Here is a 26,587-nt window from a genome sequence, read left to right on the forward strand (position 1 = left end):
AAGCTAATCATATGCTTCTAAATAAAAATTAAAATTCTTTTCTCAGCCAACTGGTGAGCTTACTAAACCACCCGCTAACTGAAGCACGTTTTTCCGTTTCGGTATCATCGCCAAGGTGGCTTTCTTTACCGTAATGCAGAAGCCCTACCGCTGTGGAGTAGTACGGCTCCTGAGCATAATCCGTTAATCCTGTTATATTAAGTGGGGTACCAATTCTGACCTGTGTATGGAACACTTTTTGAGCGCATTCAACTAGCCCATCAATCTGTGCTGCCCCACCAGTCAAAACTATCCCTGCCGCTAAGTGGTGTTTGACACCTTGCTGGCGTAACTGTTCCTGTAAATTTAAAATTTCTTCATTGACTAAATTTAACAGCTCAGTATACCGTGGCTCAATCACTTCTGCTAAGGTTTGACGCTGTAAACTTCTTGGTGGACGCCCGCCAACACTCGGTACTTCCACCGTTTCATCTTTACTCACAATCGAACCCACTGCACAACCGTGACGCACTTTAATTGCTTCTGCGTCTGTTGGTGGCGTACCAAATGCGTAAGCGATATCACTTGTCACCACATTACCTGCGTATGGGATCACTTTGGTATGACGCAAAGCACCACCCGTATAAACCGCCATGTCCATTGTGCCGCCACCAACATCAACAACACAGACACCTAATTCGCGCTCATCTTCAGTCAACACACTGTAACTTGCAGCAAGGCCAGCAAAAATAAGCTGGTCAACTTTTAATCCGCAACGCTCAACGGCTTTCACAATGTTCTTCGCCATATCGTTATGGCAAGTGATCAGATGAACTTTAGCTTGCATACGAACACCAGAAAGACCCACTGGATTTTTAATGCCTTCTTGGTAGTCAATCGCGAATTCTTGCGGAATAACATGCAAAATTCGGTGTTCGTCTTTAACTCTGACAGATTTCGCCGTGTGAACTACGCTGTCCACGTCTTCTTGTGTCACTTCTTCTTCGGAGATTGGCACCATCCCAATCTCATTTTGGCAGCTCACATGTTTACCTGATAATGCAAGGTAAACAGAAGAAATTTGGCAATCTGCCATTAATTCAGCTTGGTCAATCGCTCTTTGGACGCATTTAACAACCGACTCAAGATCGTTAACGCCACCTTTGTCCATTCCGCGAGATGGACAGCTTCCCACCCCAATAATATTAACCATACCATCGGGCAGAATTTCTCCTACAAGGGCTGACACCTTGGAAGTTCCAATTTCAAGGCCTACCACTAATTTTCTGTCCGTCGCTTTAATCATTTGCTTCTGCCTATCTGCCTAATTTGAGTTATTAGCAATTTGTCTTATTGGAAGCCTTGCGGTGCGTCAACTAATAAAGGAGCCCACCCCACCGCTGCCCCACTGGTATAACGCAAATCAACATAGTCAACGCGTTTATCAGTCGTTTGCTGTAAAAGCGGATAAAGCTCGAGAAAACGGTTTAACCGTTCTAACACATCTTTTTTCCCAAGCTCGACTCTTACATCATTATCTAAAATAATCTGCCATGCATGGCGTGCTGTCATAGAAACGGATTTTAGTTTCAAATTATTTTTCGCCAAAATACCACTTAGAACAGCAAATTCTTTCAAAACCTCTGTTTGGCTTCCTTGCGGACCATAAAGCATTACATAATCGCCTTTACCATTTTGACTTGGCGGAAGGGTAAATACACGCCCTTCTTGGTCGACCATGTTTTGGTCATTCCATCTTGCGTAGGGTTTGTACTCAGCAATATGGATTTTTAATTCATCAGGCCACTGTTTACGCACTGTAACTTGGCGTATCCACGGCATCATACTGATTTGGTTTTGAATCGCTTTCACATCCACCGTCATAAAGGTTCCCGGCTGACCTAATGACAAAATTGCCTTTCGCACATCGTCATTGGTGGTGTAATTGCGCTCTCCCGTTAATATCAGTTTGGACATTGGCAGCCTATCTGCATCCTTCATCCAATTCATCACAGTCCAGCCGCTCCACACAATGGTGCCGACAACCATGAGGAAGAAAATCAATCCGCCCAAAAAAGCCCCATTACTTGGTCTTAAGCGCGGATCTTCATCTTGACCGCTATTTTGATTATGATGCCTTACATTTAACGCTGCCTGTGACATATCAACTAGCCAATTCCAAAATACGTACCACTAACTGCGAAAAATCCAAACCTGCTTGACGCGCAGCCATTGGAACTAAACTGTGACTGGTCATTCCCGGCGAAGTATTCACTTCGAGTAAATAGAACTCCCCATCACTATCTTGTATCACATCAACCCGTCCCCAGCCACGACAGCCTACCGCTTGATAAGCTTGTATTGCGATATCTGCCAGTTTTGCTTCAAGGTCGTTTGTTAAACCACTTGGGCAGAAATATTGAGTCTCATCAGATAAATATTTCGCTTCATAGTCATAAAAAATACCCGGCGGCTGAATGCGGATTGAAGGTAGAACCTCATCACCGAGTACCGCTACCGTATATTCAGGACCACTTAACCACTTTTCAATCAATAACGTATCATCAAACTGGAAAGCAAGCTCAATGGCTTCTGGCAATGCATTCAGAGAGTCAACCTTACTCATTCCAACACTGGAACCTTCCAAACTCGGTTTAACGATAAGTGGCAGTCCTAAGTGCTTAACTTGCTGAGCTAACTGCTCTTTTTTAATATTAGTATATTTCTGCTTGTTAAGTGAAATATATGGAGAAACACTGAGTCCAGCACCTTGCCAAAGTTGTTTGGTGCGTAGTTTATCCATACTCAGCGCAGATGCCATTACGCCACTGCCAGTGTATGGAAGCCCCAGAAACTCAAGCATACCTTGGATCGTGCCGTCTTCCCCGCCACGACCATGTAAGGCGATAAAGGCTTTATCAAACCCAGCCTCTTTTAATGCAATAACAGGAAAATCTTGGGTATCAATTGGATGCGCATCAACGCCCGCTTGGCGTAATCCCGCCAATACGGCATTGCCAGACTGAAGTGATACTTCACGCTCAGCAGATGTGCCGCCAAATAGAACCGCGATTTTTTCTGTCATGCTTATTCCTCAACCATCGGTGGCTGTAATTTCGTTTCTGCTAGATTTTTGGCTATTTTACCAATATTTCCTGCGCCTTGAACTAAAATTAAGTCGTTATCATCAAGAACTTGTGCCAGCATATGTGAAACTTGTTCAGGTTCTGCCACAAAAATAGGATCAACCTGCCCACGACTGCGGATTGTACGGCATAGTGAGCGGCTATCAGCCCCCGGAACTGGCTTCTCACCCGCCGAATAAACTTCCAACATGAGCAAGACATCGACCTGCCCTAGCACGTTTGCAAAATCATCGTATAAGTCACGAGTACGTGTATAACGATGAGGCTGGAAAACCATCACGATGCGTTTATCTGGCCAGCCTGCGCGAGCGGCTTTAATCGTGGCGTCGACTTCTGTAGGGTGGTGACCATAGTCATCCACTAGCATCACTTCGCCTTCTTTACCATTCACATTACGCAGCGCATAGTTGCCTAAGAAATCGAAACGACGGCCAGTTCCTTGGAACTCCACTAATGCAGATAGAATATGTAAATCGTCGATGCCTTCTTCGGTTGCCACCGCAACAGCGGCCGTCGCATTGAGCGCATTGTGGCGACCAGGTGCATTCAGTACAACAGTCAATTCTGGCATACCTTCACGAGCAATGGTGAAAAAGCCTTGGTTCCCTTTTTGCTCGTACTTGGTGATACGAACATCCGCATCGTCACTAAAGCCGTAAGTGGTAATGTAACGGCCGATTTTTGGTAATAATGAACGGATCACGGGATCATCGATACACATCACTGCACGGCCATAGAATGGCAAGTTATGCAGGAAGTTGATGAAGGTATCTGTCAGGTTTTCAAAATTGCCCTGATAGGTATCCATGTGGTCAGCTTCAATATTTGTCACAACCGCAACAAGTGGCTGTAAATGCAAGAATGATGCATCACTTTCGTCCGCTTCAGCGATTAAATAACGGCTACTACCTAAGCGCGCATGGGTTCCCGCAGATTTCACTAATCCGCCATTCACAAATGTTGGATCTAAGCCTGCTTGAGCGTAGATCCCTGAAATCATTGCCGTTGTCGTTGTTTTACCGTGAGTTCCCGCCACTGCGATACCATGACGGTAGCGCATTAATTCAGCCAGCATTTCAGCACGACGAATAACGGGGATTCGCAGCTCTTTTGCAGCTTGAATTTCAGGATTCTCTGCAGAGATAGCCGTAGAAACTACCACCACACTCGCGTTTTCAACGTTTTCAGGGCGATGATTAAAATAGATAGTGGCGCCTAACTCTGTCAGTTGCTGGGTCACTGCGTTAGGTGCTAAATCTGAACCACTAATTTCATAACCTTCGTTAGCCAACACTTCAGCGATACCACCCATGCCAGCACCACCGATGCCGACAAAATGAATGTGCCGTACTCTACGCATTTCTGGCACCGATGTTCTTAATTTCGCTAACTGTTGTGTATTCACTGTATTTCGCTTCTCTATCAATTCTGTCTACATTCTATTTTGTATGGTCAGGCTATTTGCGAGACTTACGCTATTTCGCAACATCGCAAATAACCGCCGCAACACGTTCGGTTGCATCCGTGATGGCACAGCCATAAGCTTTATCTGCCATCGACAATAATTCGGCTCTATCCCACTTGTTGAGTAACTCAACAACGGCTTCAGGTGTAAACTGCGGTTGCTCAATAATCTTCGCAGCCCCGGCTTGTTCTAAAGGCAGTGCATTCCAATATTGCTGGCGGTCTTTATGCTGGAAAGGAACAAAAATCGCGGGTAAACCTGCCGCGGCTATCTCACTGACAGTTAATGCACCTGAACGACAAACCACAATATCAGCCCATGCGTAAGCTTGTGCCATATCATCAATAAATTCAGTCACTTTAAACTCAGAATCGCCTGAATTTTGCAAAAAATCATTATACAATGCTTCTGTCGATTCCTTACTGCCTTTTCCAGCCTGATGCCAGATATTTAACTGTTTGCTCACATTTCCAGCAACTGCAGGCATGACTTGATTTAAAATTCTAGCCCCTTGGCTCCCCCCAACAACCAATACGCGAATTGCGCCTTCGCGACCCGTTAAGCGCTCTTGCGGTGCCGGCAATGCCAGTACATCCTCACGCACAGGGTTACCTACAACAGGTGCATCAGGGAATGCGCCGGGGAAAGCTTGCAAAACACGTTTAGCAATTTTTGATAACCATTTATTGGTTAATCCCGCGATCCCATTTTGTTCATGGAGAACAACAGGAACACCACATTGCCAAGCAGCGATACCTCCGGGACCAGACACATAACCGCCCATACCAAGAACCGCATCAGGTTGATAGCGTTGAATAATGGTTTTCGCTTGGCGAATGGCTTTATAGATACGCCAAGGTGCACCAATTAATGCACCAATGCCTTTGCCTCTTAAACCCGAGATCTGAATAAACTCAATATCAATACCGTGTTTCGGTACTAAAGTGGCTTCCATGCGATCCGCGGTACCTAACCAGCGAATTTCCCAACCTTGAGCCTGCAAATAGTGCGCCACAGCTAAGCCGGGAAAAACGTGTCCCCCAGTTCCGCCTGCCATAACGAGTAATTTTTTTGCCTGACTCATTTGGAACTCCTTACAAACGCCTGAGCTTTCTCAAGTCGTGTTTCATAATCAATTCTAAGTAACATAGCGATCGCCGCTGACATCACTAATAAACTCGATCCCCCATAACTGATTAACGGGAGTGTTAAACCTTTAGTTGGCAACATACCTGCCGCTGCTCCCACATTAACCAATGCTTGGAAGGTAAACCAAATACCGATGGCACACGCGAGATATCCACCAAATAATTGGTTGGTTAGCAGTGCTCTACGCCCTATCATCATCGCTCTAAACGCCAGCATGAATACCATCAGTAACACCAGAACCACACCCACATAACCTAGCTCTTCAGCCAATACAGAGAAAATAAAGTCCGTGTGTGCTTCCGGTAAATATTCTAATTTCTGTACTGAGTTACCCAAACCTTGCCCGAGGAGCTCTCCTCGACCAAACGCCATCAAAGATTGCGTTAACTGATAGCCGCTACCAAACGGATCATCCCACGGGTTTAAGAAGGATGTCACACGGCGCAAACGATACGGTTCAAAGATAATCAAAGCCAGTACACCTACGCCACAAACCGCGATACCAATAATAAACGGTGCTAAACGCGCACCGGCTAAAAACAGCAACCCTAACGTAGTCACAACCAGTACAACCACTGTTCCTAAGTCTGGCTGCAACAGCAGCAATAGCGCCATCATAATCAAAATACACATCGGTTTCACAAAGCCGAAAAACTTGGTGCGTACTTCATCTGACTTACGAACTAAATAGCTGGAAACGTAACAAAACAGCGCAAACTTAGAAATTTCTGCGGGCTGAATTTTCACAATACCGATGTCAATCCAGCGTGATGCCCCATTAACAGAGCTCCCCGCAACCAACACCACTGCCAGCATTCCCAATGCACCCATCAGCAAAATAAAGCTGTATTTTTCCCATGTTGCCATTGAGATACGCATAACGCCTAAAACCAGAAGAAATGCAACGACCAAATACACTACGTCACGTTTAGCAAAATAGAATGGGTCATCCGTTAATCGCTGTCCGACTGGCATCGATGCAGAGGTCACCATAATGAAGCCGATTGCCGCTAAACCGAATGCTAACCAAACCAATGTACGGTCGTAGAGCGTCGTGCCTGAAATCACGCCGTTCTTTTCACCGATGATCCAGTTTTTTAAACGCAAAGCACCCGGTATGGTCATTAACCTAACTCCTTAGCGAGTTGAGCAAAAACATCACCTCGCTGCTCAAAACTTTTGAACTGATCTAAGCTGGCACATGCGGGAGATAACAGCACCATGTCGCCAGATTTTAACAACGGCGCAATTAGGCGCATACTCTGCTCCATCGTATCTGTCAGTACGGATTTTTCTGGTGCAAGCTCCGCTAATTGTTGACCGTCACGACCAAAACAATACAAGCGGTAGTTATCCGCCGAAATGTATTCTTTGAGCGGAGAAAAATCGGCTGATTTACCGTCACCACCTAACAACAAATAAATGTTGCCATCCACATGCAAACCATTCAGCGCCGCTTCTGTACTGCCCACATTGGTCGCCTTCGAGTCATTAATCCAACGCACTCCGCGATTGAAAAAGACCAACTGGAAGCGATGCACTAAACCGGCATACTCTTTTAAGACTTTAAGACTAGCTTCACGAGGGATTGCCACGGTATCCGCTAAGGCTAATGCAGCCAGCGCATTCATATAATTATGCTGTCCAGTCAGATGCATTTGTGCCACATCCAACACCACTTCACCTTGAGCAACTAAGACACGCTTTTGCGTATCAAAGTAGTAATCACCACTATTTAAACCAAAACTGGTGTATTGGTTAACGCTCTGGTCATGTGGAAATGTTAGCGGGTCTTGCGCGTTCACAATGCCGTGTTGCGCATTATTATAAATACGTAATTTTGCTGCGCGATATTGCTCAAGCCCCAATGGATAGCGATCCATATGATCTTCAGTCACATTCAACACGGTCGCTGCTGCTGCTCGTAGGCTAGACGTGGTTTCCAATTGGAAGCTAGACAGTTCCAACACGAACAGGCTATGCCCTTGATTAAGTAAGGAAAGTGCAGGAATACCAATATTCCCACCCACACCGACGGAAATCCCAGCCGCTTTCGCCATTTCCCCCACAAGGGAAGTCACCGTGCTTTTACCATTAGAACCTGTGATTGCGACAATTGGCGCATCCGCCTCACGGCAGAACAGCTCAATATCACCCACAATCTCAATACCGTTGCTTGCGGCTTCCTGTAACTGCGGCGTTGCCAACGCAACGCCTGGGCTGGCAACAATCAAGTCAGCTTGTTGCAGCCATTCATTATTTAAGCTGCTACTATGACAAGCAACATTCTCCGGAAGTTTATCAACACCAGGTGGCACAGCGCGGGTATCCATCACACGAGGAACAACCCCACGAGCAAGGAAAAAGTCAACGCAGGAAAGCCCAGTTAAACCTAAGCCGATAATCACTACGTTTTTACCCTGATACTGCTGAGCCTGTGAACCAATCATCTTAACGCACCTTCAATGTTGCTAGTCCAATCAGGACTAACATGAGAGAGATAATCCAGAAACGCACGATAACGCGTGGTTCTGGCCAACCTTTCAATTCATAGTGATGGTGAATTGGTGCCATACGGAAAATTCGTTGACCACGTAATTTGAAAGAGCCAACTTGTAAAATCACCGACAGCGTTTCAACCACAAACACACCGCCCATGATCACTAATAAGAATTCTTGGCGCAGTAAAACAGCAATAGTTCCTAATGCTCCACCTAATGCCAGAGATCCTACATCACCCATAAATACTTGTGCTGGGTAGGTGTTGAACCATAAGAAACCTAAACCCGCCCCAACAATCGCCGTACACACAATTACTAACTCACCGGCATGTGGTAGGAATGGGATGTGTAAGTAGTTAGCGAAGTTAACGTTACCCGTTGCCCATGCCACTAGGGCAAAACCTGCGGCAACGAACACGGTTGGCATAATGGCTAAACCATCTAAGCCATCTGTTAAGTTAACGGCGTTACTGGTTCCAACGATAACGAAGTAAGCGAGTAAGATGTACAGCACACCTAATTGCGGCATCACATCTTTAAAGAATGGAACAACCAGCTGAGTTGCTGGCGTATCTTTCCCAATCGCATACATAGAGAATGCAACAACGAGTGCTAATACTGATTGCCAGAAGTATTTCCAACGGGCAATCAGACCACGAGTGTCTTTTCGAACGACTTTGCGGTAATCATCAACAAAGCCAACAATACCGTAGCCCACTAAAACCAGCAGTACACACCAGACGTATGGATTATCTAAACGTGCCCATAACAACACTGACATGCAGATAGAAAATAGGATTAAAATCCCACCCATAGTTGGCGTGCCACGTTTACTAAAGTGAGATTCAGGGCCCTCGTTACGTACCACTTGCCCAATTTGCATTTTTTGCAAATAAGCTATCAGGTGCGGTCCCATCCACAGAGCAATAATTAATGCTGTCAGCAAACCGACAATGGCTCTGAACGTCAAATAGGAGAAGACGTTAAAAGCAGAAAATTTATGAACCAATAATTCGGCTAACCAGACTAACATTCGAAGCACTCCTTCAATGCATTCACGACATCTTCCATCGCAGAGCTGCGTGAACCTTTAACTAAAATAGAAACAACATCATTCTGCTGTACTAGCGGAATTAGTCGGGTTAATAAATCTTGTTTCGCTGTAAAATGCTCACCACGTTCGCTAGATTGGCTAATAACTTCGCTTAACTGTCCAACACTGAGAACTTTATCTAAGCCCGCTTGCTTCGCGGCTAAACCAACACGTTCATGGCACTCATGGGCATAATCACCAAGCTCACCCATGTCACCAACAACTAAAATGCGATAGCCCGGCATTTTCGCCAGCACATTAATCGCCGCAATCATCGAACCATCATTGGCATTATAGGTATCGTCCAGTACGACTTTCGTCTCACTTAAACTCACTGGGAATAAACGCCCCGGTACCGCTTTCGTGGTGGCTATACCTTGTTTAATATCTTCTAAGGTTGCACCAACCGAGATGGCTAATGCACTTGCCGCTAAAACATTGGCAATGTTATGCACGCCCGGTAATGGCAATGTGATCTCAACCTGTCCTACTGGCGTATGCAGCGTGAAATCCGTTGTAAGCTGTTTGATTTGAATATCGGAAGGGTAGAAATCCGCTTTTTCAGTCAGCGAGTAATACCAAACGGTTTGACGAGGGTTAAATTGCCACTTATCAGAGTAGCTATCTAAGTTCACAATCGCCGTGCCTTCTTCTGACAGGCCTTGGTAGATTTCACCTTTGGCTTTAGCGACACCTTCAGGAGAGCCGAAACCAGCAAGATGCGCACCAAATAAGTTATTCACTAATGCAGCTTCTGGCTTAACGATATTGGTCGTGTATTCAATTTCATATGGGTGATTAGCCCCCATTTCGATCACGGCAAACTGATATTCATCCGTTAAACGGAACAGTGTCAGTGGAACACCAATATCATTATTCAAGTTGCCTGCGGTATATAACGTTTTGCCACGTTGTGCCAGAATCGAGGCGGTCATCTCTTTCACGGATGTTTTACCGGAAGAGCCAGTCAACCCGACCACTCTCGCTTTAGACTGTTGACGCACCCAAGCGGCGATTTGTCCCATCGCAATACGCGTATCTTCCACAATCACCTGTGGGCAGTTCACATCCAGTTGATGGTTAACTAACAGTGCTGCAGCGCCCGCATCCACCACTTGAGCGGCAAAATCATGGGCATCAAAACGCTCGCCTTTTAAGGCAATAAACAGGCAGCTAGCATCGATTTTACGGCTATCAGTACTCACGTTTAATAACACAAATTCGTTATTGCTCGCTTTTTCAATGCGACCGTGAGTGATTTGCGCCAGTTGGGTTAAGGTCATCGGGATCATGCCATCACCCCCAACAATCTTGCGACAGTCAAGCGGTCTGAATAATCTAAACGGCGAGAACCAATAATTTGATAATCTTCATGGCCTTTACCCGCCACTAAAATCACATCATCAGGTTGTGCTTGTAAGATAGTATTGGTGACGGCTTCTGGACGCCCCGGGATCGCGAATACGCGGCTAGAATCTAAAATACCCGCCATGATGTCGTTGATAATATCCAGCGGATCTTCGCTGCGAGGGTTATCGTCGGTGATCACCACTTTATCAGCGTATTGCTCTGCGGAGGCTCCCATCAGAGGGCGCTTGCCTTTGTCTCTATCACCGCCACAACCAAAGACGCACCACAGCTTGCCTTTACAATGTAAACGCGCTGCCGCTAACGCTTTTTCTAATGCATCAGGGGTATGCGCATAATCCACAACCACGGTTGGCTTGCCTGCAACGCTGAACACTTCCATACGACCACAGACTGGCATTAACGCGTCGGTTGTCGCTAAAAGTTTCTCTAATGGGTAGTCCATCATTAACAGTGTTGCCATCGCTAGCAATAAGTTGCTTACGTTAAACGCCCCCATTAATGGGCTTTCAAATGAACCTTCACCCCAGCTTGACGTGAAATGAATGGTTGCGCCTTTATCGTGATAATCCACGTCAGTGGCTTTTAACCATGGGCCTTGCCAGTTAGCCGGTATACGATTTTCCATCGTCACGGCACAAGCTTGCGGCAAGCGCTGCAACCACTTCATCCCCACTTCATCATCCGCATTAATAATTTGAGTTTTAGTTTGATGAGTAGAGAAAAGTAACCATTTCGCGGCCTCGTAATTAGCCATATCACCATGATAATCGAGATGGTCACGGCTTAAATTAGTGAATACTGCTGCGTCAAATTGCAGCGCAGCAACACGACCTTGAACCAAGCCATGAGAAGAAACTTCCATCGCCGTCAACGTCGCTTTTTTATTCAGTAATTGAGTCAGTTCTAATTGAATATCAACGGCGGAACCCGTTGTGTTCTCACTTGGAGAAACTTGCCCCAGTAGCCCATTACCTACCGTTCCCATCACTGCCGATGTTTCGCCTAATCCTTTAGCCCATTGCGCAATTAATTGCGTCGTGGTGGTCTTACCGTTGGTTCCCGTCACACCCACTAATTTCATTTGGGATGAAGGTTGATGGTAGAACTCACCCGCTAATGCGGATAAACGGTTGTTTAGGTCGTTAAGATAAATGACAGGCACACCATGAATAAAGCGAATTTCGCCTTCTTCTGCTTCGCCTTGTGCTTCTGCAATCACCGCAGAAACCCCTTGAGCGATAGCTTGAGGAATATAGTGTCTACCATCTGACTGATGGCCTTTTACAGCAATGAACAGATCACCCGCGGCAGCCTTTCGACTGTCTAGCGTCATCTCTCGTAAAGAGACATTTGTTGTACTCACACCAAATGGGGCGAGGAGTTCACAAAGATTACGATCTGCCACTTTTAACCTCTTTTTGACTGTTCACGATTTCACTTTTATCGTCTGTTTGCAATGCATCTGGCTCAACGTTCATGAGACGTAAAACCCCGCCCATGATAGAACCAAAGATAGGTGCAGATACCGCACCTCCGTAGTACTTACCGGCTTTTGGCTCGTTGATTAACACAACGAGGGCATAGCGCGGGCTGCTTGCGGGTGCAACCCCTGCGGTATAAGCGATATATTCGTTGATATAGCGCCCTTCAGGTCCGACTTTTTTCGCGGTACCTGTTTTAATTGCAACACGATAGCCTTTAATTGCGGCACGTGTTCCCCCGCCACCTGGCAGAGCAACACTTTCCATCATATGCACAACGGTGCGCATTATTGGCTCAGGAAACACTCGCGTCCCCGGAACAGGCGGGTCGACTTTAGTAATCGATAACGGGCGATATACCCCGAAACTACCGATCGTTGCATAGGCACGCGCAAGTTGTAATGGAGTCACCATCTGCCCATACCCAAATGAAAAGGTGGCCCTTTCTAAATCAGACCACCGTGTTTTTTTACTTGGAAAGATGCCACTACTTTCCCCGACTAACCCCAGATTAGTCGGCTTGCCAAACCCAAAGCGGCTATACACGTCCACCAGCTCTGTGGCAGGCATCGCTAACGCTAATTTTGAAACACCAACGTTACTCGACTTCTGTAAAATACCCGTGATTGATAACTCCGCATAACGCGCAACATCTTTGATTTCATGCCCATTAACGCGGTACGGATAGGTATTTAATACGGTATTTTCTTTTACTATCTTGTTATTCAGCGCACTCATTACGACCAGTGGCTTCACGGTAGAACCCGGTTCAAAAATATCCGTGATGGCGCGGTTACGCATGAAATCCATCGGCGTGCCCGCGAGGTTATTTGGGTTATAGGATGGGCTGTTTGCCATCGCTAAGATTTCCCCTGTATGCACATCCACAAGGATTGCCACACCGGATTCAGCTTTGTTCTCTTGAACGCCTTTCGTCAACTCGCGATACACAATAGATTGAATACGCTCATCAATACTGAGCATCAAGTTATGTGCTGCTTGGCTATCGACTGAAGAAACAGTCTCAATAACACGTCCATTACGGTCTTTGCGTACCGTACGTTCACCCGGAGAGCCCTTTAACCAACGGTTAAAGCTTTTTTCTACCCCTTCAATCCCCTCACCATCGATATTCGTTACGCCTAATAAGTGGGCAGTCACTGGACCTGATGGATAGTATCGGCGAGATTCTTTACGTAAATAGATCCCCGGAACTTTTAGTTTGCGGACATATTCACCAATAGATGGGTTAACTTGACGAGCGAGGTAAACAAAGCGCCCTTTCGGGTTAGCAGAAATTTTGGTGGTGATTTGTTCAAGAGGAATATCTAATGCATCGGCGAGCGCTTTCCAGTGTTCATCGTTACTTACGCCCCCTTTTTCAAAGACTTCTTTAGGATCAGCCCAGATAGCGTTGACCGGAACACTAACCGCTAATTGACGACCTTCTCGGTCACTGATCATTCCTCGAGCCGTTGATACTTCTTGAACGCGAAGGGAGCGCATGTCTCCCTCTTTTACCAGTTTTTCTGGGGCAATAATTTGTAGATACGCAACGCGAGTCAACAACCCTGCTAATGCCAACCCAATACATCCACACAACAAAACAAAACGCCAGCGAACAAAGCTGGTGACTTCTTCTGTTTTCTTGTTCTTAGCGGGTTTGGTTGCTTTCATTCTTAACCTTCGTTATTGCTTGGAAACAATAATATTTTCTTGGGATGGCTCCACATGAACCATTTGTAATTTCTCAACAGATAAACGCTCAACACGGCTGTGACTGGCTAACGCATTCTCCTCAAGGATCAAGTTTCGCCATTCAATATCGAGAAAATCTTTCTCTTCGTACAGCTTATCCTTGGCGGCAGTCAGCAGTCGTGTTTCATGAGCGGTGGTCACCACAAACACAGCGCTAATCACTATCGCGGCTAGCAATATCATCGGAATAATTCCGTAACGAAATAAATCGCGACCGATGACTCTGGCTAAACTGTGTCTTTCTGGTGTCATTACTCTACCGCTCGCTGTGCAAAACGTAACACCGAGCTACGTGCTCGTGGGTTTTCGTCAACTTCACTCTCGGAAGGCTTCATTTTGCCTAGTGCACGTAATTTAGCGGCACCTAGCTCTTTGATTTGCGCTTCTGTCAGCGGAATTCCCGCAGGAACAGAAGGCCCGGTACTGTTTTGACGAATAAAGCGTTTTACTAATCTGTCTTCCAATGAATGGAAGCTGATCACAGATAAACGCCCTTCAGGTGCTAAAACAGACATCGCACCATTTAATGCTTTCTCAATCTCTTCCAGCTCGCTATTGATATAAATACGAATCGCTTGGAAGCTGCGGGTTGCTGGGTGTTTGTGCCTGTCTTTAATCGGACTGACTTTGGCAATCAACTCAGCCAAGTGGCGCGTACGCGTTAACGGCTCTTCTTCTGGATTATGATTACGCTCAACAATGGCTCTTGCGATGCGCTTTGCAAAACGCTCTTCACCAAATGTTTTTAACACCCATGCGATATCATCCGCTTCTGCCGTCATCAGCCATTGCTGTGCTGATTGGCCACGAGTGGGATCCATACGCATATCCAATGGCCCATCACGCATAAATGAGAACCCACGCTCTGGGTCATCTAACTGTGGAGAAGAGACGCCAAGATCCAGCAACACACCATCAATCTTGCCGACTAAGCCTTCTTCTTCCACATAATCTGCAATTGCTGAAAATGGGCCATGCTTAATCATAAAACGTGGGTCATCAATCGCTTGAGCGGCTTTAATCGCCTCAGGGTCACGGTCAATGGCAATCAAGCGACCTTGCTCCCCCAGTTGGCTTAAAATCAAGCGAGAGTGCCCACCGCGACCAAATGTGCCATCAATATAGATACCATTTGGTTTAAGATTTAAGCCGTTCACTGCTTCATCGAGCAGTACTGTTACGTGTTTAAATTGTTGCTGTGTCATTGTTATAGTGACAAATCCTGTAGACGGGCGGACAGCGGTTCGTCGGCTAGACGCTCAGCAGCGATGTCAGTTTCCACCTGCTGGTACCACATCTGTTCATCCCAAATTTCAAATTTATTTATTTGGCCCACCAACATGACCTCTTTTGTTAGCCCTGCGTGTTGACGCAGCGTGCTAGCTAGCAAAAGACGTCCTGCATTGTCTATCTGACATTCACTGGCATGACCAAGTAAAAGGCGCTGTACTCGACGTTCTGCGGGATTCATGGTGGATAACTTAGACAGTTTTTCCTCAATGATTTCCCATTCGGGTAAGGTATAAAGCAGCAGGCATGGCTGGTGAAGGTCAATGGTACACACCATTTGCCCTTTCGATTCCTCGCTCAGCATCCCTCGATAACGAGTAGGCACGGTTAGCCGCCCTTTGCTGTCGAGATTAACCAGTGTAGCCCCACGAAACATACCTGATTTTTCCCCTTTATTTCCAACTGCCCCACTTTACCCCACAATTCTCCACTTATAAAGTTTACGAATGGTATGAAAACGTTGTCAAGCCAGCCGCACGTAGCTTTAGCTTTATTTACAGAACGTTTTAGAAAAGAAAAAGTTGGAAAAAATCTTACTTGGAAAGAAAAAGAGAAATAACAAGTTGATATAATTCACTTATTTTATAAAACGCAGGTAAAACATATTTAAATCCATTTTATTACTGCAAAATCATACAAATTTGAGTAAATGATATATACATCTCATTTTTAATCAGTTTATTTCGTGTCTATTTTTTACCTTTCGATCATCATTTATTGATGATTATTTAAACAAAACTACCAAACAATACGTATCACTATATAAAATCATTATATTTCAACACATTAAACAACTGTTTTAATTCACAGTGTTATTTTGCTCACAATAATTTTCTCATTGTATTTATCGGTTTTTTTATAGGTTATAAAAAAATTAATTTGCAAAAAAACAAATCAATACAAAATAATCAAAAAAAGTATTAGGAAAACTCCTAAAGTGAAATATTTATAGGATAACACAATAAATAAATCGCAATCGCCCATAAATTTCACCAAAAAAAAAGCCCCTAATAGATAGGGGCGGATATATTACTAAGAATCTTGATTAACATCACTAACTATTAAACTGGTTTTTTCACCATTGGATAAGGTTTATCCACTACTGTTTACGACCTAAACTACCACGGCGACATAAGTCCCTGCGAATTCGTCGAATTCCAGTTTCTGGCTTCTGTTTCTCGTCTAGGCTGGCTAATACCAATTCTAAAATACGCTCTGCGATATCACGGTGGCGCTGAGCAAGAGACAGCACAGGACAACCGAGGAAATCCAGTAATTCGTTATCACCAAAGGTGCTGATAACCATGTTTTCAGGTAAGCGGCCATTGCGTTTCAATGCGACATCCAACACGCCTTGCAGCAAAGAAAATGACGTTGTGAATAACGCATCCGGCATCTCGTTACCGCTATCTAGCCAATGGGAGAAAACGTCTGCTGCAGCATCGCGCTCATAACTATTCGCGTATAAATAATTGACTTCGCGGGTGTCCCCTTCCCATGCTTTACGGAAACCTTGTTCACGTAAATAACTGACAGAAAGTTCTGGTAATGCCCCGAGATACAAGACCGATTCAGCTGAGAATCTGCGTAATTCTTTAGAGATCATCAGAGCATCTGCTTGGTCATCACCCACCACGCTAATGAAATGCTCTTTTTCTAATGCTCTATCCAGTGCGATGATAGGCAGTGAACGGTTCGCCCAGCGCTGATAAAACGGATGTTCAGGGGGCAATGCGGTAGACACAATAATCGCGTCAACTTGGCGCTGAAGTAAATGTTCCACACAACGAATTTCGTTGTCAGGCTGGTCTTCTGAACACGCAATTAAAAGCTGATATCCACGCTGACGAGCCTGTCTCTCGAGATAATTAGCTATACGGGTATAGCTAGTATTTTCAAGATCAGGGATCACCAACCCGATTGAGCGAGTGCGACCTGCGCGTAATCCTGCAGCGACTGCGTTTGGATGGTAATTGTGCTCTCTGACGACTGCCATCACTTTTTCAACAGTTTTATCGCTGACTCGATACTGCTTGGCCTTGCCGTTGATCACATAACTAGCCGTTGTGCGGGAAACACCCGCTAAACGGGCTATCTCATCCAGTTTCACGTTAACCTCTTTGCAATTTGGGAAACAGCCCCGAGTCATTCGGGGCCTTAATCCGCTCTATTCTACCTGCGGCGGATAAATTTTTCATCGCATAATTTTATCGCCACGAGAAACACCAACGATCCCTGAGCGTGCAACTTCAACAATTTCAGCAACGCCACGCACAGCTTCAAGGAATGCATCCAATTTATCGCTTGTTCCTGCGAGCTGAACGGTGTACAGCGTTGGCGTCACATCCACGATTTGCCCACGAAAAATATCGGCACTTCGCTTAATTTCATCACGCCCATAACCGGAAGCTTGCAGCTTCACTAACATGATTTCACGCTCGATATGGGCTGACGCGGTCAGCTCACTGACTCGCAGTACATCCACCAGTTTATGCAGCTGTTTTTCAATCTGCTCTAGCACCTTGGCATCCCCTTTTGTCTGGATGGTCATTCGTGACAATGTCGGATCGTCGGTCGGTGCAACAGTCAAGCTTTCGATGTTATAGCCGCGCTGTGAAAAAAGCCCAATAACGCGAGATAATGCCCCTGATTCATTTTCTAATAACACTGATAAAATACGACGCATGATCAAGTCCTCTCCGTTTTACTTAACCACATTTCATCCATTGCTCCACCACGGATCTGCATTGGGTAAACATGCTCAGTTTCATCAATATTAATATCTACAAAGACCAGTCGCTGATTTTCATTCACTTCGACTAGCGCTTGTTTCAGCTTATCTTCAAGTTCATCTGGGGACGCAATTGAAATACCCACATGTCCATAAGCCTCGGCTAATTTTGTAAAATTCGGCAATGACTGCATATAGGATTGCGAGTGACGACCTTGATAAATCATATCCTGCCACTGTTTTACCATGCCTAAGAAACCATTATTCAGGTTCAAAACTAACACCGGTAAACCATATTGCAACGCGGTCGAAAGCTCCTGGATATTCATTTGAATACTGCCGTCGCCAGTCACGCACACCACGGTGGATTTAGGGTGCGCCAGTTTTACGCCCAATGCGGCAGGTAAACCAAAGCCCATGGTGCCCAAGCCCCCTGAGTTGATCCAATGACGCGGTTTATCAAACGGATAATAAAGTGCAGCGAACATTTGGTGTTGCCCCACATCTGATGTCACATAGGCTTCACCATTGGTTAAACGGTAAATAGCCTCAATAGCTTGTTGTGGTTTCACTTTACTTGGGTTTAATGCGTATTTTAGGCACTGTTTTTCGCGCCAAACACCGATTTCCTTCCACCAAATTTGTAATGCTGCGATATCTTGTTCAGCAACCGCATGGTCTAGTTGAGCAATCATCTGTTCTAATGTGAGCTTTGCATCACCAACAATGGGAATGTCTGCTTTGACTGTTTTCGAAATTGAGGTTGGATCCACATCAATTTGAATCACGGTTGCATTCGGACAATATTTTTCTAAGTTATTGGTTGTACGGTCGTCAAAGCGAACTCCAACCGCAAAAATCACATCAGAATGATGCATTACTTTGTTGGCTTCGTAGGTGCCATGCATGCCAAGCATACCCACCGATTGTTGGTGAGTTTCAGGGAATGCCCCTAGCCCCATCAACGTTGATACCACTGGCAACTGAAGTTTTTCAGCTAATGTCATTAGTTCCGTAGAGCAATTAGCGTTGATCGCGCCGCCACCGATATACATCACCGGCTTCTTCGCTGCGACTAATTTGGTCAGCGCTTTCTTAATTTGACCTTTGTGCCCTTGCAAGGTCGGATTATATGAGCGTAGTGAGACGGATTCAGGGTAGCGATAAGGGAATTTAGCTGCCGGATTTACCGTATCTTTTGGAAAGTCGATCACCACAGGTCCTGGGCGTCCACTCGCCGCAATATAAAACGCTTTTTTGATGGTTTCAGGGATCTCTTTCGCGTGTTTGATGAGAAAACTATGCTTCACGATTGGGCGTGAAATACCCACCATATCGCACTCTTGGAATGCATCGTTCCCAATCAATGAGCTAGCTACCTGACCCGATAAAACCACCATGGGTACAGAGTCCATATAGGCGGTAGCAATGCCTGTTATCGCGTTGGTTGCACCAGGTCCTGACGTTACCAACACCACGCCAACATCCCCCGTTGAGCGCGCATAGCCATCTGCCATATGCACCGCCGCTTGTTCGTGGCGAACCAAAATATGCTCTACGCCACCCACGGTATGCAGTGCATCATAAATATCGAGAACCGCGCCCCCTGGATAGCCAAATACGTGCTTAACTCCTTGGTCAATCAATGATTTGACGACCATTTCTGCTCCCGACAACATCTCCATGAGTTTGCCCTCAGACTATTTGCAAGTTAACAGAGAGCCGAACGACCCTCTTTAATTTTTATTAAGTTAGTCATAAATTCAGCTATTAACATATCCCTACCATTTGTGGGACGCAAATTTGATTTCGCAGAGAAATTAAGGAAGATTTCATTTTGTCTTGAACATGAAAATTCGGCAGATTCATTGACTAGTTTCCAATCAAAATAGAGCGGAAATAACTAAAAGGTAAGCAAAAATAGTGGCAACGCGATTTTACATAAATGACAGGTAAAACAAAGCCCTTCAGGGATAACCACTGAAGGGCTTGGAAAACACGATTAAATATGGAATTACTCTTGATACATAGATTCAATTTCTAATCGATAGCGCTCTGAAATAATTTTACGGCGTAATTTCAGCGTAGGCGTTAATTCACCTTTCTCCATTGAAAAATTACTTGGTAACAGTGTAAAACGCTTCACTTGATGGAAGCTTTCCAGATTCTTTTGTAGCTCTTTAAGACGGCCTTCAAACAGCGCGACAATTTTAGAGTCTTTTAACAACTCTAAACGATCTCGGTATTTCAAGTTAATTGAATTTGCATACTCTTCAAGGCTGTCATAACAAGGCACAATCAGCGCAGAAACAAATTTACGTGCATCGGCAATGACCGCAATGTGCTCAATAAAACGATCTTGACCTAAAACACCTTCGATAACTTGTGGCGCAATATATTTCCCGTTAGACGTTTTCATTAAATCTTTCAGTCTATCCGTAATATATAAATTGCCTTGTTCATCGATTTTACCGGCATCCCCTGTGCGCAACCAACCATCTGCAGTAAACGTATCAATCGTTTCTTGCGGACGATTATAGTAGCCTTTCATCACAACAGGGCCTTTCACTTGGATTTCGTCATTTTCCCCAATACGAACAGAGATTGCAGAAAGTGGCGTCCCAATAGAACCTAATGGGTATTTATTTTCTTCCCAACATGAAACAGTTGCACACGTTTCACTCATTCCATAGCCATATTTGATATCAACACCCGCAGATAAGAAAAATGCAATCACATCATCATCGAGACGCGCGCCCGCCGCTGGCATAAAACGAATACGACCACCGAGCCCTTGGCGAATTTTGCTCAGAACCAGTTTATCTGCTAATGCATATAAGCGGTTGTTGATAAATGAAAGCGATTTACCTTTCGCCATCGCTTTCACTTTTTGTTTTCCTATCGCAATCGACCATTTGAAAACCGCACGACGCATAACAGATGCTTGGGATACTTTACTTTGTACGGCGCTGTAAACTTTCTCATAGAAACGTGGCACGGCACACATCACCGTTGGCTTAACATCAGCAAGTGCCTCTTTCACCAAATTGGTATTGGTTAAATAGACATTACGAGCGCCACAATGCATGACATAAAAACTCCATGCACGCTCAAAAACGTGGGAAAGCGGTAGGAAGCATAGTGAAACATCGTCTTCGGACAGTTCTAAACGGTTGTCATGAAGATAAAGCTGAGCTGCCATATTATAGTAATCCAGCATCACCCCTTTCGGTTCACCCGTGGTACCCGAGGTATAAATAATGGTGAATAGGTCACTTAAATTTTGAGCTGCAATTCGTGCATCTAACTCAGCTTGATAGTGAGGCTGAGCTAGGGACATAAATGTCGATAAGTGCATGCTGTTAGCCACTTGACTATCTAGTTCGACATTATCGTCTAATGCAATGATAGTAGTGAGTTGCGGACAATGTGTGAGTAATTGGCAAGCAACTTGGTATTGTTCTTGGGCACCAACAAAGAGGATCTTAATGTTGGCGTCATTAATGATATAGGCGGCTTGATCGATACTGCTTGTGGCATAGAGAGGCACCGTCACGGCTTTGATTTGTAATACTGCGATATCGACCAAAGACCAATTCATACTATTATGAGCAAAAAGCCCAATATTCTCTTGTGGGGCAATATTCATCGCCAAAAGCTGACGTGCAATCGCAGTAGTTTTGGTGCCTACCTCCGCCCAAGTCAGTTCTGATTGATGTCCGTTGTCCCATTGACTGAAAGCTATCCGATCCGCTGACTCGCTCGCGTCCATTCTAGAACGTATGCGGTTAACAATATGATATGGATATAGATTTTCAGTAATCAAAGTATATTCCCTATAGGTCATTAGAATTTTAAGTCATTCGGCAAACTCACAAACGACCTAATATGATACTTTTTATTATTTTCAGCTTACATCTGTTAGCTGAATATTTGGAGTGTATAGCGGAAAGATAAACGAGGAAAGGAATAAAGTGTAAATTTTTGGCAAATACGACAGACAGAACAAAACTCGCCAATATTTCCATCATGGCGAGTTAGTATTTATGGGTGCTCGCTAACGTTATCTTGTAATGAATTGAGTCAATTTAGTTTACAACTGTTCTATCATTTGGCAAAACTGCGCTTTCATCCATTGATGGCCTTTATCTCGCGCCGTCGATTCATGCCACGTTAAATAACATGAGCGAGAATTATCTTCCCAAGGCAATGATAAGGTACGCAGTTGCAGTTGACTTGCGTGATGTTCCACTAACCATTTAGGTGCAATCGCCACTAAGTCTGTTTGTGCCACAATGTTCAATACACTGTTTAAATCAGTTCCTTGATAACTGACAGTGTGTGAGAGTTCTGTATTATGGTAATACAGTTTACTAAATGAACCGATATTATCCATTGCCATAATAGCGTGTCTTTCATTCACTAATATTTCTTGATTAATGATATTTTCAATTCTTGGATGCTGATTAGCGAAAACTAAAACCAATTCATCATTAAATAAAACCTGATGTTGATACTCGGGTTTTTCGAATTGATTATAACCTAAGAAAAAATCTATCTCTTGATATTTCAATTGATGCGCTATGTTATTTCCTAAAAAAGAATGAATAAAAACTTGAATGTTTGGTGAGGCAATTTTAAATTTATCAACAATGGTTGCCGCTAAGCGAATATCTAATGGAGAGCAAATAGATAAGTTAAATGCTCTTTCGCTTTGCTTAGGATCAAATCCCGCACCCGGTAATTCATTATGCACCAATTGAAGCGCTTGCCTTACTGGTCCAAATAATTGTTTAGCACGCGAAGTAGGTTGAATACCACGCCCATAACGAACAAACAATTCGTCATTGAACATAGATTTTAAACGGGATACGGCGTTACTCACTGCCGGTTGAGACATACCGAGAACTTGCGCTGCACGAGTGACATTTTGCATTTGCATCACAACATCAAAAACAGTTAATAAGTTCAAATCAACATTACGCAGATGAATATCGCTATTTTCTTTTTTTGCTGTTGAGATCGTATCAAAATCAGTCATTTTTAACTCCACTAAATATATTTATCATTTTTAATTAATGAACATGATCCATCAAAGCAATATTGACGAAAAATATAAAATCATTAAATATTATTTTTAAAACAACTTATACATGATAAGTTATTTCGCTTTCCCTGCATTTATTAAAACGACGCTTCTATTCTTTTTGCCCATAAATTAGAATCGAGGTATAGATATCATCATAAAATGCAAATATTCATCAATGTAATGAGTGCGTGTAACTTATTAAAGCCAGCATCATTCCGATAAAAATAATAAAACAAATTCAAGAATAAATCATAATAAATCTCTTCTATAAACGCGCTTGAATCTCATTATCAGATTAATTTTTAATTATTTATTTATTAGATAATTAACCTTATTTGAAGCATAACCCCAATCAATACCAATGAAGATTCTTATCTAACCTCTGCATACTTTCATTACATAAACATAATAAAAATCATTACGTTATAAAAAAATCATTATGTCATTAATTTTTAGACGAAATTTTAACCTGATTTTTACTGCCTAATATAGACAAAAACATCATAAAAATTATAAATATCAGACGCAAACTCCAATAATCGATAAGAACTCACTTTCACGCTTTTAGCACTTAAAAAATTAAGTTTGACATCATTATTGAAATCACGTATCAATAAATACAGATTATTTGAAATTCAAAGAGAGCCAGTTATCCATGATATTTTCTATCCGCCTACTAAGCCTACTACTACTCGCAGTCAATTTGCGCGGTATGCTTATGGATGGAAAGTAACACAAATACTGTCCACAAACATAAAGAAGCCCGCGCAACCAGCGGGTTTTTTTATGCCTGCGGCTAGATGGGAATCCAAGAAACAAAATTAAAAACAACAAAATTTAGTCTATGAGGAACGCATTATGAGCAACCAAGTTATCATCTTCGATACTACCTTACGTGATGGTGAACAAGCCTTGCAGGCCAGCTTATCAGTTAAAGAAAAGTTACAAATTGCTTTCGCGTTAGAGCGCTTAGGTGTCGATGTTATTGAAGCTGGGTTCCCTGTCTCATCTCCGGGTGATTTTGAATCTGTTCAAACTATCGCCCGTGAAATCAAAAACAGCCGTATATGCGCATTAGCACGCTGTGTTGAAAATGATATTGATGTAGCGGCTGAATCCTTGAAAGTGGCTGAAGCATTCCGTATTCACGTTTTCTTAGCGACATCCAATTTGCACATGCAAAAAAAGTTAAACAAAACGTTTGATGGCGTCATGGATATGGCGATTAACTCCATTAAACGCGCACGTCGTTATACCGATGATGTGGAATTTTCGTGTGAAGATGCGGGCCGTACAGATATTGATAACTTATGCCGTATTGTCGAAGCTGCCATCGGCGCAGGCGCAACCACCATTAATATCCCAGACACCGTCGGCTACACTACCCCATATCAATTCGGTGGCATTATCTCTTCTTTATATGAGCGCGTACCTAACATTGATAAAGCCATCATCTCCGTTCATTGCCATGATGACTTAGGGATGTCCGTCGCTAACTCTATCAGCGCCGTTCAAGCTGGTGCCCGTCAAGTGGAAGGTACCATTAATGGATTAGGCGAACGCGCAGGAAATACCGCATTAGAAGAAGTGATCATGGCGATTAAATTACGTGAACAAATGTTAGGTGTGCACACCAATATCAATCACAAAGAAATTTACCGCACCAGCCAGTTAGTCAGCCAATTATGTAATACCCCCATTCCTGCCAATAAAGCAGTTGTCGGTAGCAACGCATTCGCGCATTCATCAGGGATCCACCAAGATGGCGTGTTAAAGAATCGCGAAACTTACGAGATTATGACCCCTGAATCCATCGGTTTGAAAGAGCAGCAATTAAACTTAACGTCCCGTTCAGGTCGTGCCGCCGTTAAACACCGCATGGAAGAGATGGGCTATAGCGAAGGTAAAGATTTTAATTTAGATGAGTTGTATACCGCATTCTTGAACTTAGCAGATAAAAAAGGGCAAGTATTTGATTATGATTTAGAAGCTTTAGCCTTCTTCGCGAAACAACAAGATGAAACAGATCATTTTGTCATGGATTACTTTAGTACACAGTCAGGTTCAAGCATTGTTGCCACTGCTACCGTCAAAATGCAGTGTGGTAAAACAGAAAAATCAGAAGCGGCAACCGGAAATGGTCCTGTTGATGCTATCTATCAAGCCATTAGTAAAATCACCAACTACCCAATGAAATTGGTTTCTTACCAATTATCCGCGAAAGGCCAGGGGGAAAATGCATTAGGGCAAGTAGATATCGTCGCTGAATGTTTTGGCCGTCGTTTCCACGGTATGGGATTAGCAACGGATATCGTTGAGTCATCCGCAAAAGCCATGGTGCACGTATTAAATAGTATTTGGCGTGCAGAACAAGTCGAAAAACAAAAACAAAAAATCTCTGACCAAGAGTTACAAATTAATACAAAGGAAGCGGTGTAAACATGTCTACGAATTTTAATATTGCGGTATTAGCGGGCGATGGAATCGGCCCAGAAGTGATGGCTCAAGCTCACAAAGTATTGAACGCTATTAGCAAGCGCTTTGCTATCACGATTTCAACCAAAGAATATGATGTGGGCGGCGCTGCTATTGATAATCACGGAGAGCCATTACCGCAAACGACAATCAAAGGTTGTGAAGAGGCTGATGCCGTGTTATTCGGTTCAGTGGGTGGTCCAAAATGGGAACATTTGCCACCAGATAGCCAACCTGAACGCGGTGCATTATTACCATTGCGTAAACATTTTAAATTATTCAGCAACTTACGCCCTGCTCGCTTATACCAAGCATTAGAAGCATTTTGCCCATTACGCGCAGATATTGCTGCTCAAGGGTTTGATATTTTATGCGTCCGTGAATTAACCGGCGGGATCTACTTTGGTCAGCCAAAAGGACGTCAAGGCGAAGGCGCTGAAGAATATGCTTTCGATACCGAAGTTTATCACCGCTATGAAATTGAACGGATTGCCCGTATTGCCTTTGAATCAGCTCGTAAACGTCGCCATAAAGTGACTTCAATTGATAAAGCTAACGTTTTACAAAGCTCCGTATTATGGCGCGAAGTGGTGAACCAAATTGCCAAAGAGTACCCAGACGTTGAAGTTAATCATATGTATATCGATAACGCAGCGATGCAGATGATCAAAGCCCCTTCTCAGTTCGATGTGGTGCTGTGCTCCAACTTATTCGGTGACATTATTTCCGATGAGTGCGCGATGATCACCGGGTCAATGGGCATGCTGCCTTCAGCCAGCTTAAACGCAGATGGATTTGGCTTGTACGAGCCAGCTGGCGGTTCAGCGCCTGATATTGCGGGCAAAAATATTGCCAACCCAATTGCACAAATTTTATCCGCATCCATGTTATTGCGCTTCAGTTTGAATCAAACGGAAGCAGCTGATGCCATCGAAAGAGCGGTGAATAAAGCATTAGAAAATGGCTATCGCACTGCAGATTTAGCGGGAAATGGTCAATCAATCAGTACCAGTGAAATGGGTGACATTATCGCCCGTTATATTGAAGAAGGGGTTTAAC

The 26,587-nt window shown here is 44.0% G+C and carries 21 protein-coding genes; 2 read left to right on the forward strand and 19 right to left on the reverse strand.

Annotated features, from left to right (window positions below; all coding sequences use genetic code 11):
- Window positions 1–28: 28 nt before the first annotated feature.
- The 19 genes from ftsA to leuO all read right to left on the reverse strand — a co-directional run bounded on the left by ftsA (window position 29) and on the right by leuO (window position 23,005).
- Window positions 29–1,285 (reverse strand): cell division protein FtsA, encoded by a 1,257-nt coding sequence (gene ftsA, locus LDO51_RS00680; RefSeq protein WP_036951194.1) that lies wholly within the window; start codon window positions 1,283–1,285, stop codon window positions 29–31.
- Window positions 1,286–1,329: 44 nt separating this feature from the next.
- The gene (ftsQ, locus tag LDO51_RS00685) at window positions 1,330–2,142 is read right to left on the reverse strand and encodes a cell division protein FtsQ (RefSeq protein WP_225575981.1); all 813 of its coding nucleotides are present in this window, start codon (window positions 2,140–2,142) and stop codon (window positions 1,330–1,332) included.
- Window position 2,143: 1 nt separating this feature from the next.
- Entirely contained in the window at window positions 2,144–3,064 is a 921-nt protein-coding gene (locus tag LDO51_RS00690) for a D-alanine--D-alanine ligase (RefSeq protein ID WP_225575982.1), read from the reverse strand.
- Window positions 3,065–3,066: 2 nt separating this feature from the next.
- The gene (gene murC / locus LDO51_RS00695; protein WP_154602698.1) at window positions 3,067–4,485 is read right to left on the reverse strand and encodes a UDP-N-acetylmuramate--L-alanine ligase; all 1,419 of its coding nucleotides are present in this window, start codon (window positions 4,483–4,485) and stop codon (window positions 3,067–3,069) included.
- A gap of 115 nt (window positions 4,486–4,600) precedes the next feature.
- Complete coding sequence (murG, locus tag LDO51_RS00700) at window positions 4,601–5,674, reverse strand: undecaprenyldiphospho-muramoylpentapeptide beta-N-acetylglucosaminyltransferase (protein WP_225575983.1); 1,074 nt, start codon at window positions 5,672–5,674, stop codon at window positions 4,601–4,603.
- Window positions 5,671–6,864 (reverse strand): cell division protein FtsW, encoded by a 1,194-nt coding sequence (gene ftsW / locus LDO51_RS00705; protein WP_225575984.1) that lies wholly within the window; start codon window positions 6,862–6,864, stop codon window positions 5,671–5,673. Before ftsW ends, murG begins: the two co-directional genes overlap by 4 nt.
- Window positions 6,864–8,189, reverse strand: coding sequence for a UDP-N-acetylmuramoyl-L-alanine--D-glutamate ligase (gene murD / locus LDO51_RS00710; protein WP_225575985.1), 1,326 nt, complete (start codon window positions 8,187–8,189; stop codon window positions 6,864–6,866). Before murD ends, ftsW begins: the two co-directional genes overlap by 1 nt.
- 1 nt (window position 8,190) lies before the next feature.
- Window positions 8,191–9,273 carry a phospho-N-acetylmuramoyl-pentapeptide-transferase gene (mraY, locus tag LDO51_RS00715; protein WP_006660755.1) on the reverse strand — a complete coding sequence of 361 codons (1,083 nt, stop codon included), beginning with the start codon at window positions 9,271–9,273 and terminating at the stop codon, window positions 8,191–8,193.
- The gene (gene murF, locus LDO51_RS00720; protein ID WP_225575986.1) at window positions 9,267–10,625 is read right to left on the reverse strand and encodes a UDP-N-acetylmuramoyl-tripeptide--D-alanyl-D-alanine ligase; all 1,359 of its coding nucleotides are present in this window, start codon (window positions 10,623–10,625) and stop codon (window positions 9,267–9,269) included. Before murF ends, mraY begins: the two co-directional genes overlap by 7 nt.
- Window positions 10,622–12,109, reverse strand: a complete 1,488-nt coding sequence (murE, locus tag LDO51_RS00725) for a UDP-N-acetylmuramoyl-L-alanyl-D-glutamate--2,6-diaminopimelate ligase (protein ID WP_225575987.1) — start codon at window positions 12,107–12,109, stop codon at window positions 10,622–10,624. The genes murF and murE overlap by 4 nt, the downstream gene beginning before the upstream one ends.
- Window positions 12,096–13,862: a peptidoglycan glycosyltransferase FtsI gene (ftsI, locus tag LDO51_RS00730; RefSeq protein ID WP_225575988.1), complete on the reverse strand. Its 1,767-nt coding sequence runs from the start codon at window positions 13,860–13,862 to the stop codon at window positions 12,096–12,098. The genes murE and ftsI overlap by 14 nt, the downstream gene beginning before the upstream one ends.
- Window positions 13,863–13,874: 12 nt before the next feature.
- Window positions 13,875–14,195, reverse strand: coding sequence for a cell division protein FtsL (gene ftsL, locus LDO51_RS00735; RefSeq protein WP_036951205.1), 321 nt, complete (start codon window positions 14,193–14,195; stop codon window positions 13,875–13,877).
- The gene (gene rsmH, locus LDO51_RS00740; protein WP_225575989.1) at window positions 14,195–15,148 is read right to left on the reverse strand and encodes a 16S rRNA (cytosine(1402)-N(4))-methyltransferase RsmH; all 954 of its coding nucleotides are present in this window, start codon (window positions 15,146–15,148) and stop codon (window positions 14,195–14,197) included. The genes ftsL and rsmH overlap by 1 nt, the downstream gene beginning before the upstream one ends.
- 2 nt (window positions 15,149–15,150) lie before the next feature.
- Window positions 15,151–15,609: a division/cell wall cluster transcriptional repressor MraZ gene (mraZ, locus tag LDO51_RS00745; RefSeq protein ID WP_154602526.1), complete on the reverse strand. Its 459-nt coding sequence runs from the start codon at window positions 15,607–15,609 to the stop codon at window positions 15,151–15,153.
- A 723-nt stretch (window positions 15,610–16,332) separates the two neighbouring features.
- Window positions 16,333–17,343 carry a catabolite repressor/activator gene (gene cra, locus LDO51_RS00750; RefSeq protein WP_225575990.1) on the reverse strand — a complete coding sequence of 337 codons (1,011 nt, stop codon included), beginning with the start codon at window positions 17,341–17,343 and terminating at the stop codon, window positions 16,333–16,335.
- An 84-nt stretch (window positions 17,344–17,427) separates the two neighbouring features.
- Window positions 17,428–17,919 carry an acetolactate synthase small subunit gene (gene ilvN, locus LDO51_RS00755; protein ID WP_036951209.1) on the reverse strand — a complete coding sequence of 164 codons (492 nt, stop codon included), beginning with the start codon at window positions 17,917–17,919 and terminating at the stop codon, window positions 17,428–17,430.
- Between the two features lie 2 nt (window positions 17,920–17,921).
- A complete protein-coding gene (gene ilvI / locus LDO51_RS00760) occupies window positions 17,922–19,649 on the reverse strand; it encodes an acetolactate synthase 3 large subunit (RefSeq protein WP_225575991.1) in 1,728 nt (575 codons plus the stop codon).
- A gap of 329 nt (window positions 19,650–19,978) precedes the next feature.
- Window positions 19,979–21,736, reverse strand: a complete 1,758-nt coding sequence (locus tag LDO51_RS00765) for an AMP-dependent synthetase/ligase (protein ID WP_225577195.1) — start codon at window positions 21,734–21,736, stop codon at window positions 19,979–19,981.
- A gap of 321 nt (window positions 21,737–22,057) precedes the next feature.
- Window positions 22,058–23,005 (reverse strand): transcriptional regulator LeuO, encoded by a 948-nt coding sequence (gene leuO / locus LDO51_RS00770; protein ID WP_225575992.1) that lies wholly within the window; start codon window positions 23,003–23,005, stop codon window positions 22,058–22,060.
- A 906-nt stretch (window positions 23,006–23,911) separates the two neighbouring features.
- Here leuO and leuA point away from each other — a divergent pair.
- The gene (gene leuA / locus LDO51_RS00775) at window positions 23,912–25,492 is read left to right on the forward strand and encodes a 2-isopropylmalate synthase (RefSeq protein ID WP_225575993.1); all 1,581 of its coding nucleotides are present in this window, start codon (window positions 23,912–23,914) and stop codon (window positions 25,490–25,492) included.
- 2 nt (window positions 25,493–25,494) lie between these two features.
- Window positions 25,495–26,586 carry a 3-isopropylmalate dehydrogenase gene (gene leuB / locus LDO51_RS00780; protein WP_225575994.1) on the forward strand — a complete coding sequence of 364 codons (1,092 nt, stop codon included), beginning with the start codon at window positions 25,495–25,497 and terminating at the stop codon, window positions 26,584–26,586.
- Window position 26,587: the final 1 nt, after the last annotated feature.

The organism is Providencia alcalifaciens (assembly GCF_020271745.1).
Lineage (GTDB): Bacteria > Pseudomonadota > Gammaproteobacteria > Enterobacterales > Enterobacteriaceae > Providencia > Providencia alcalifaciens_B.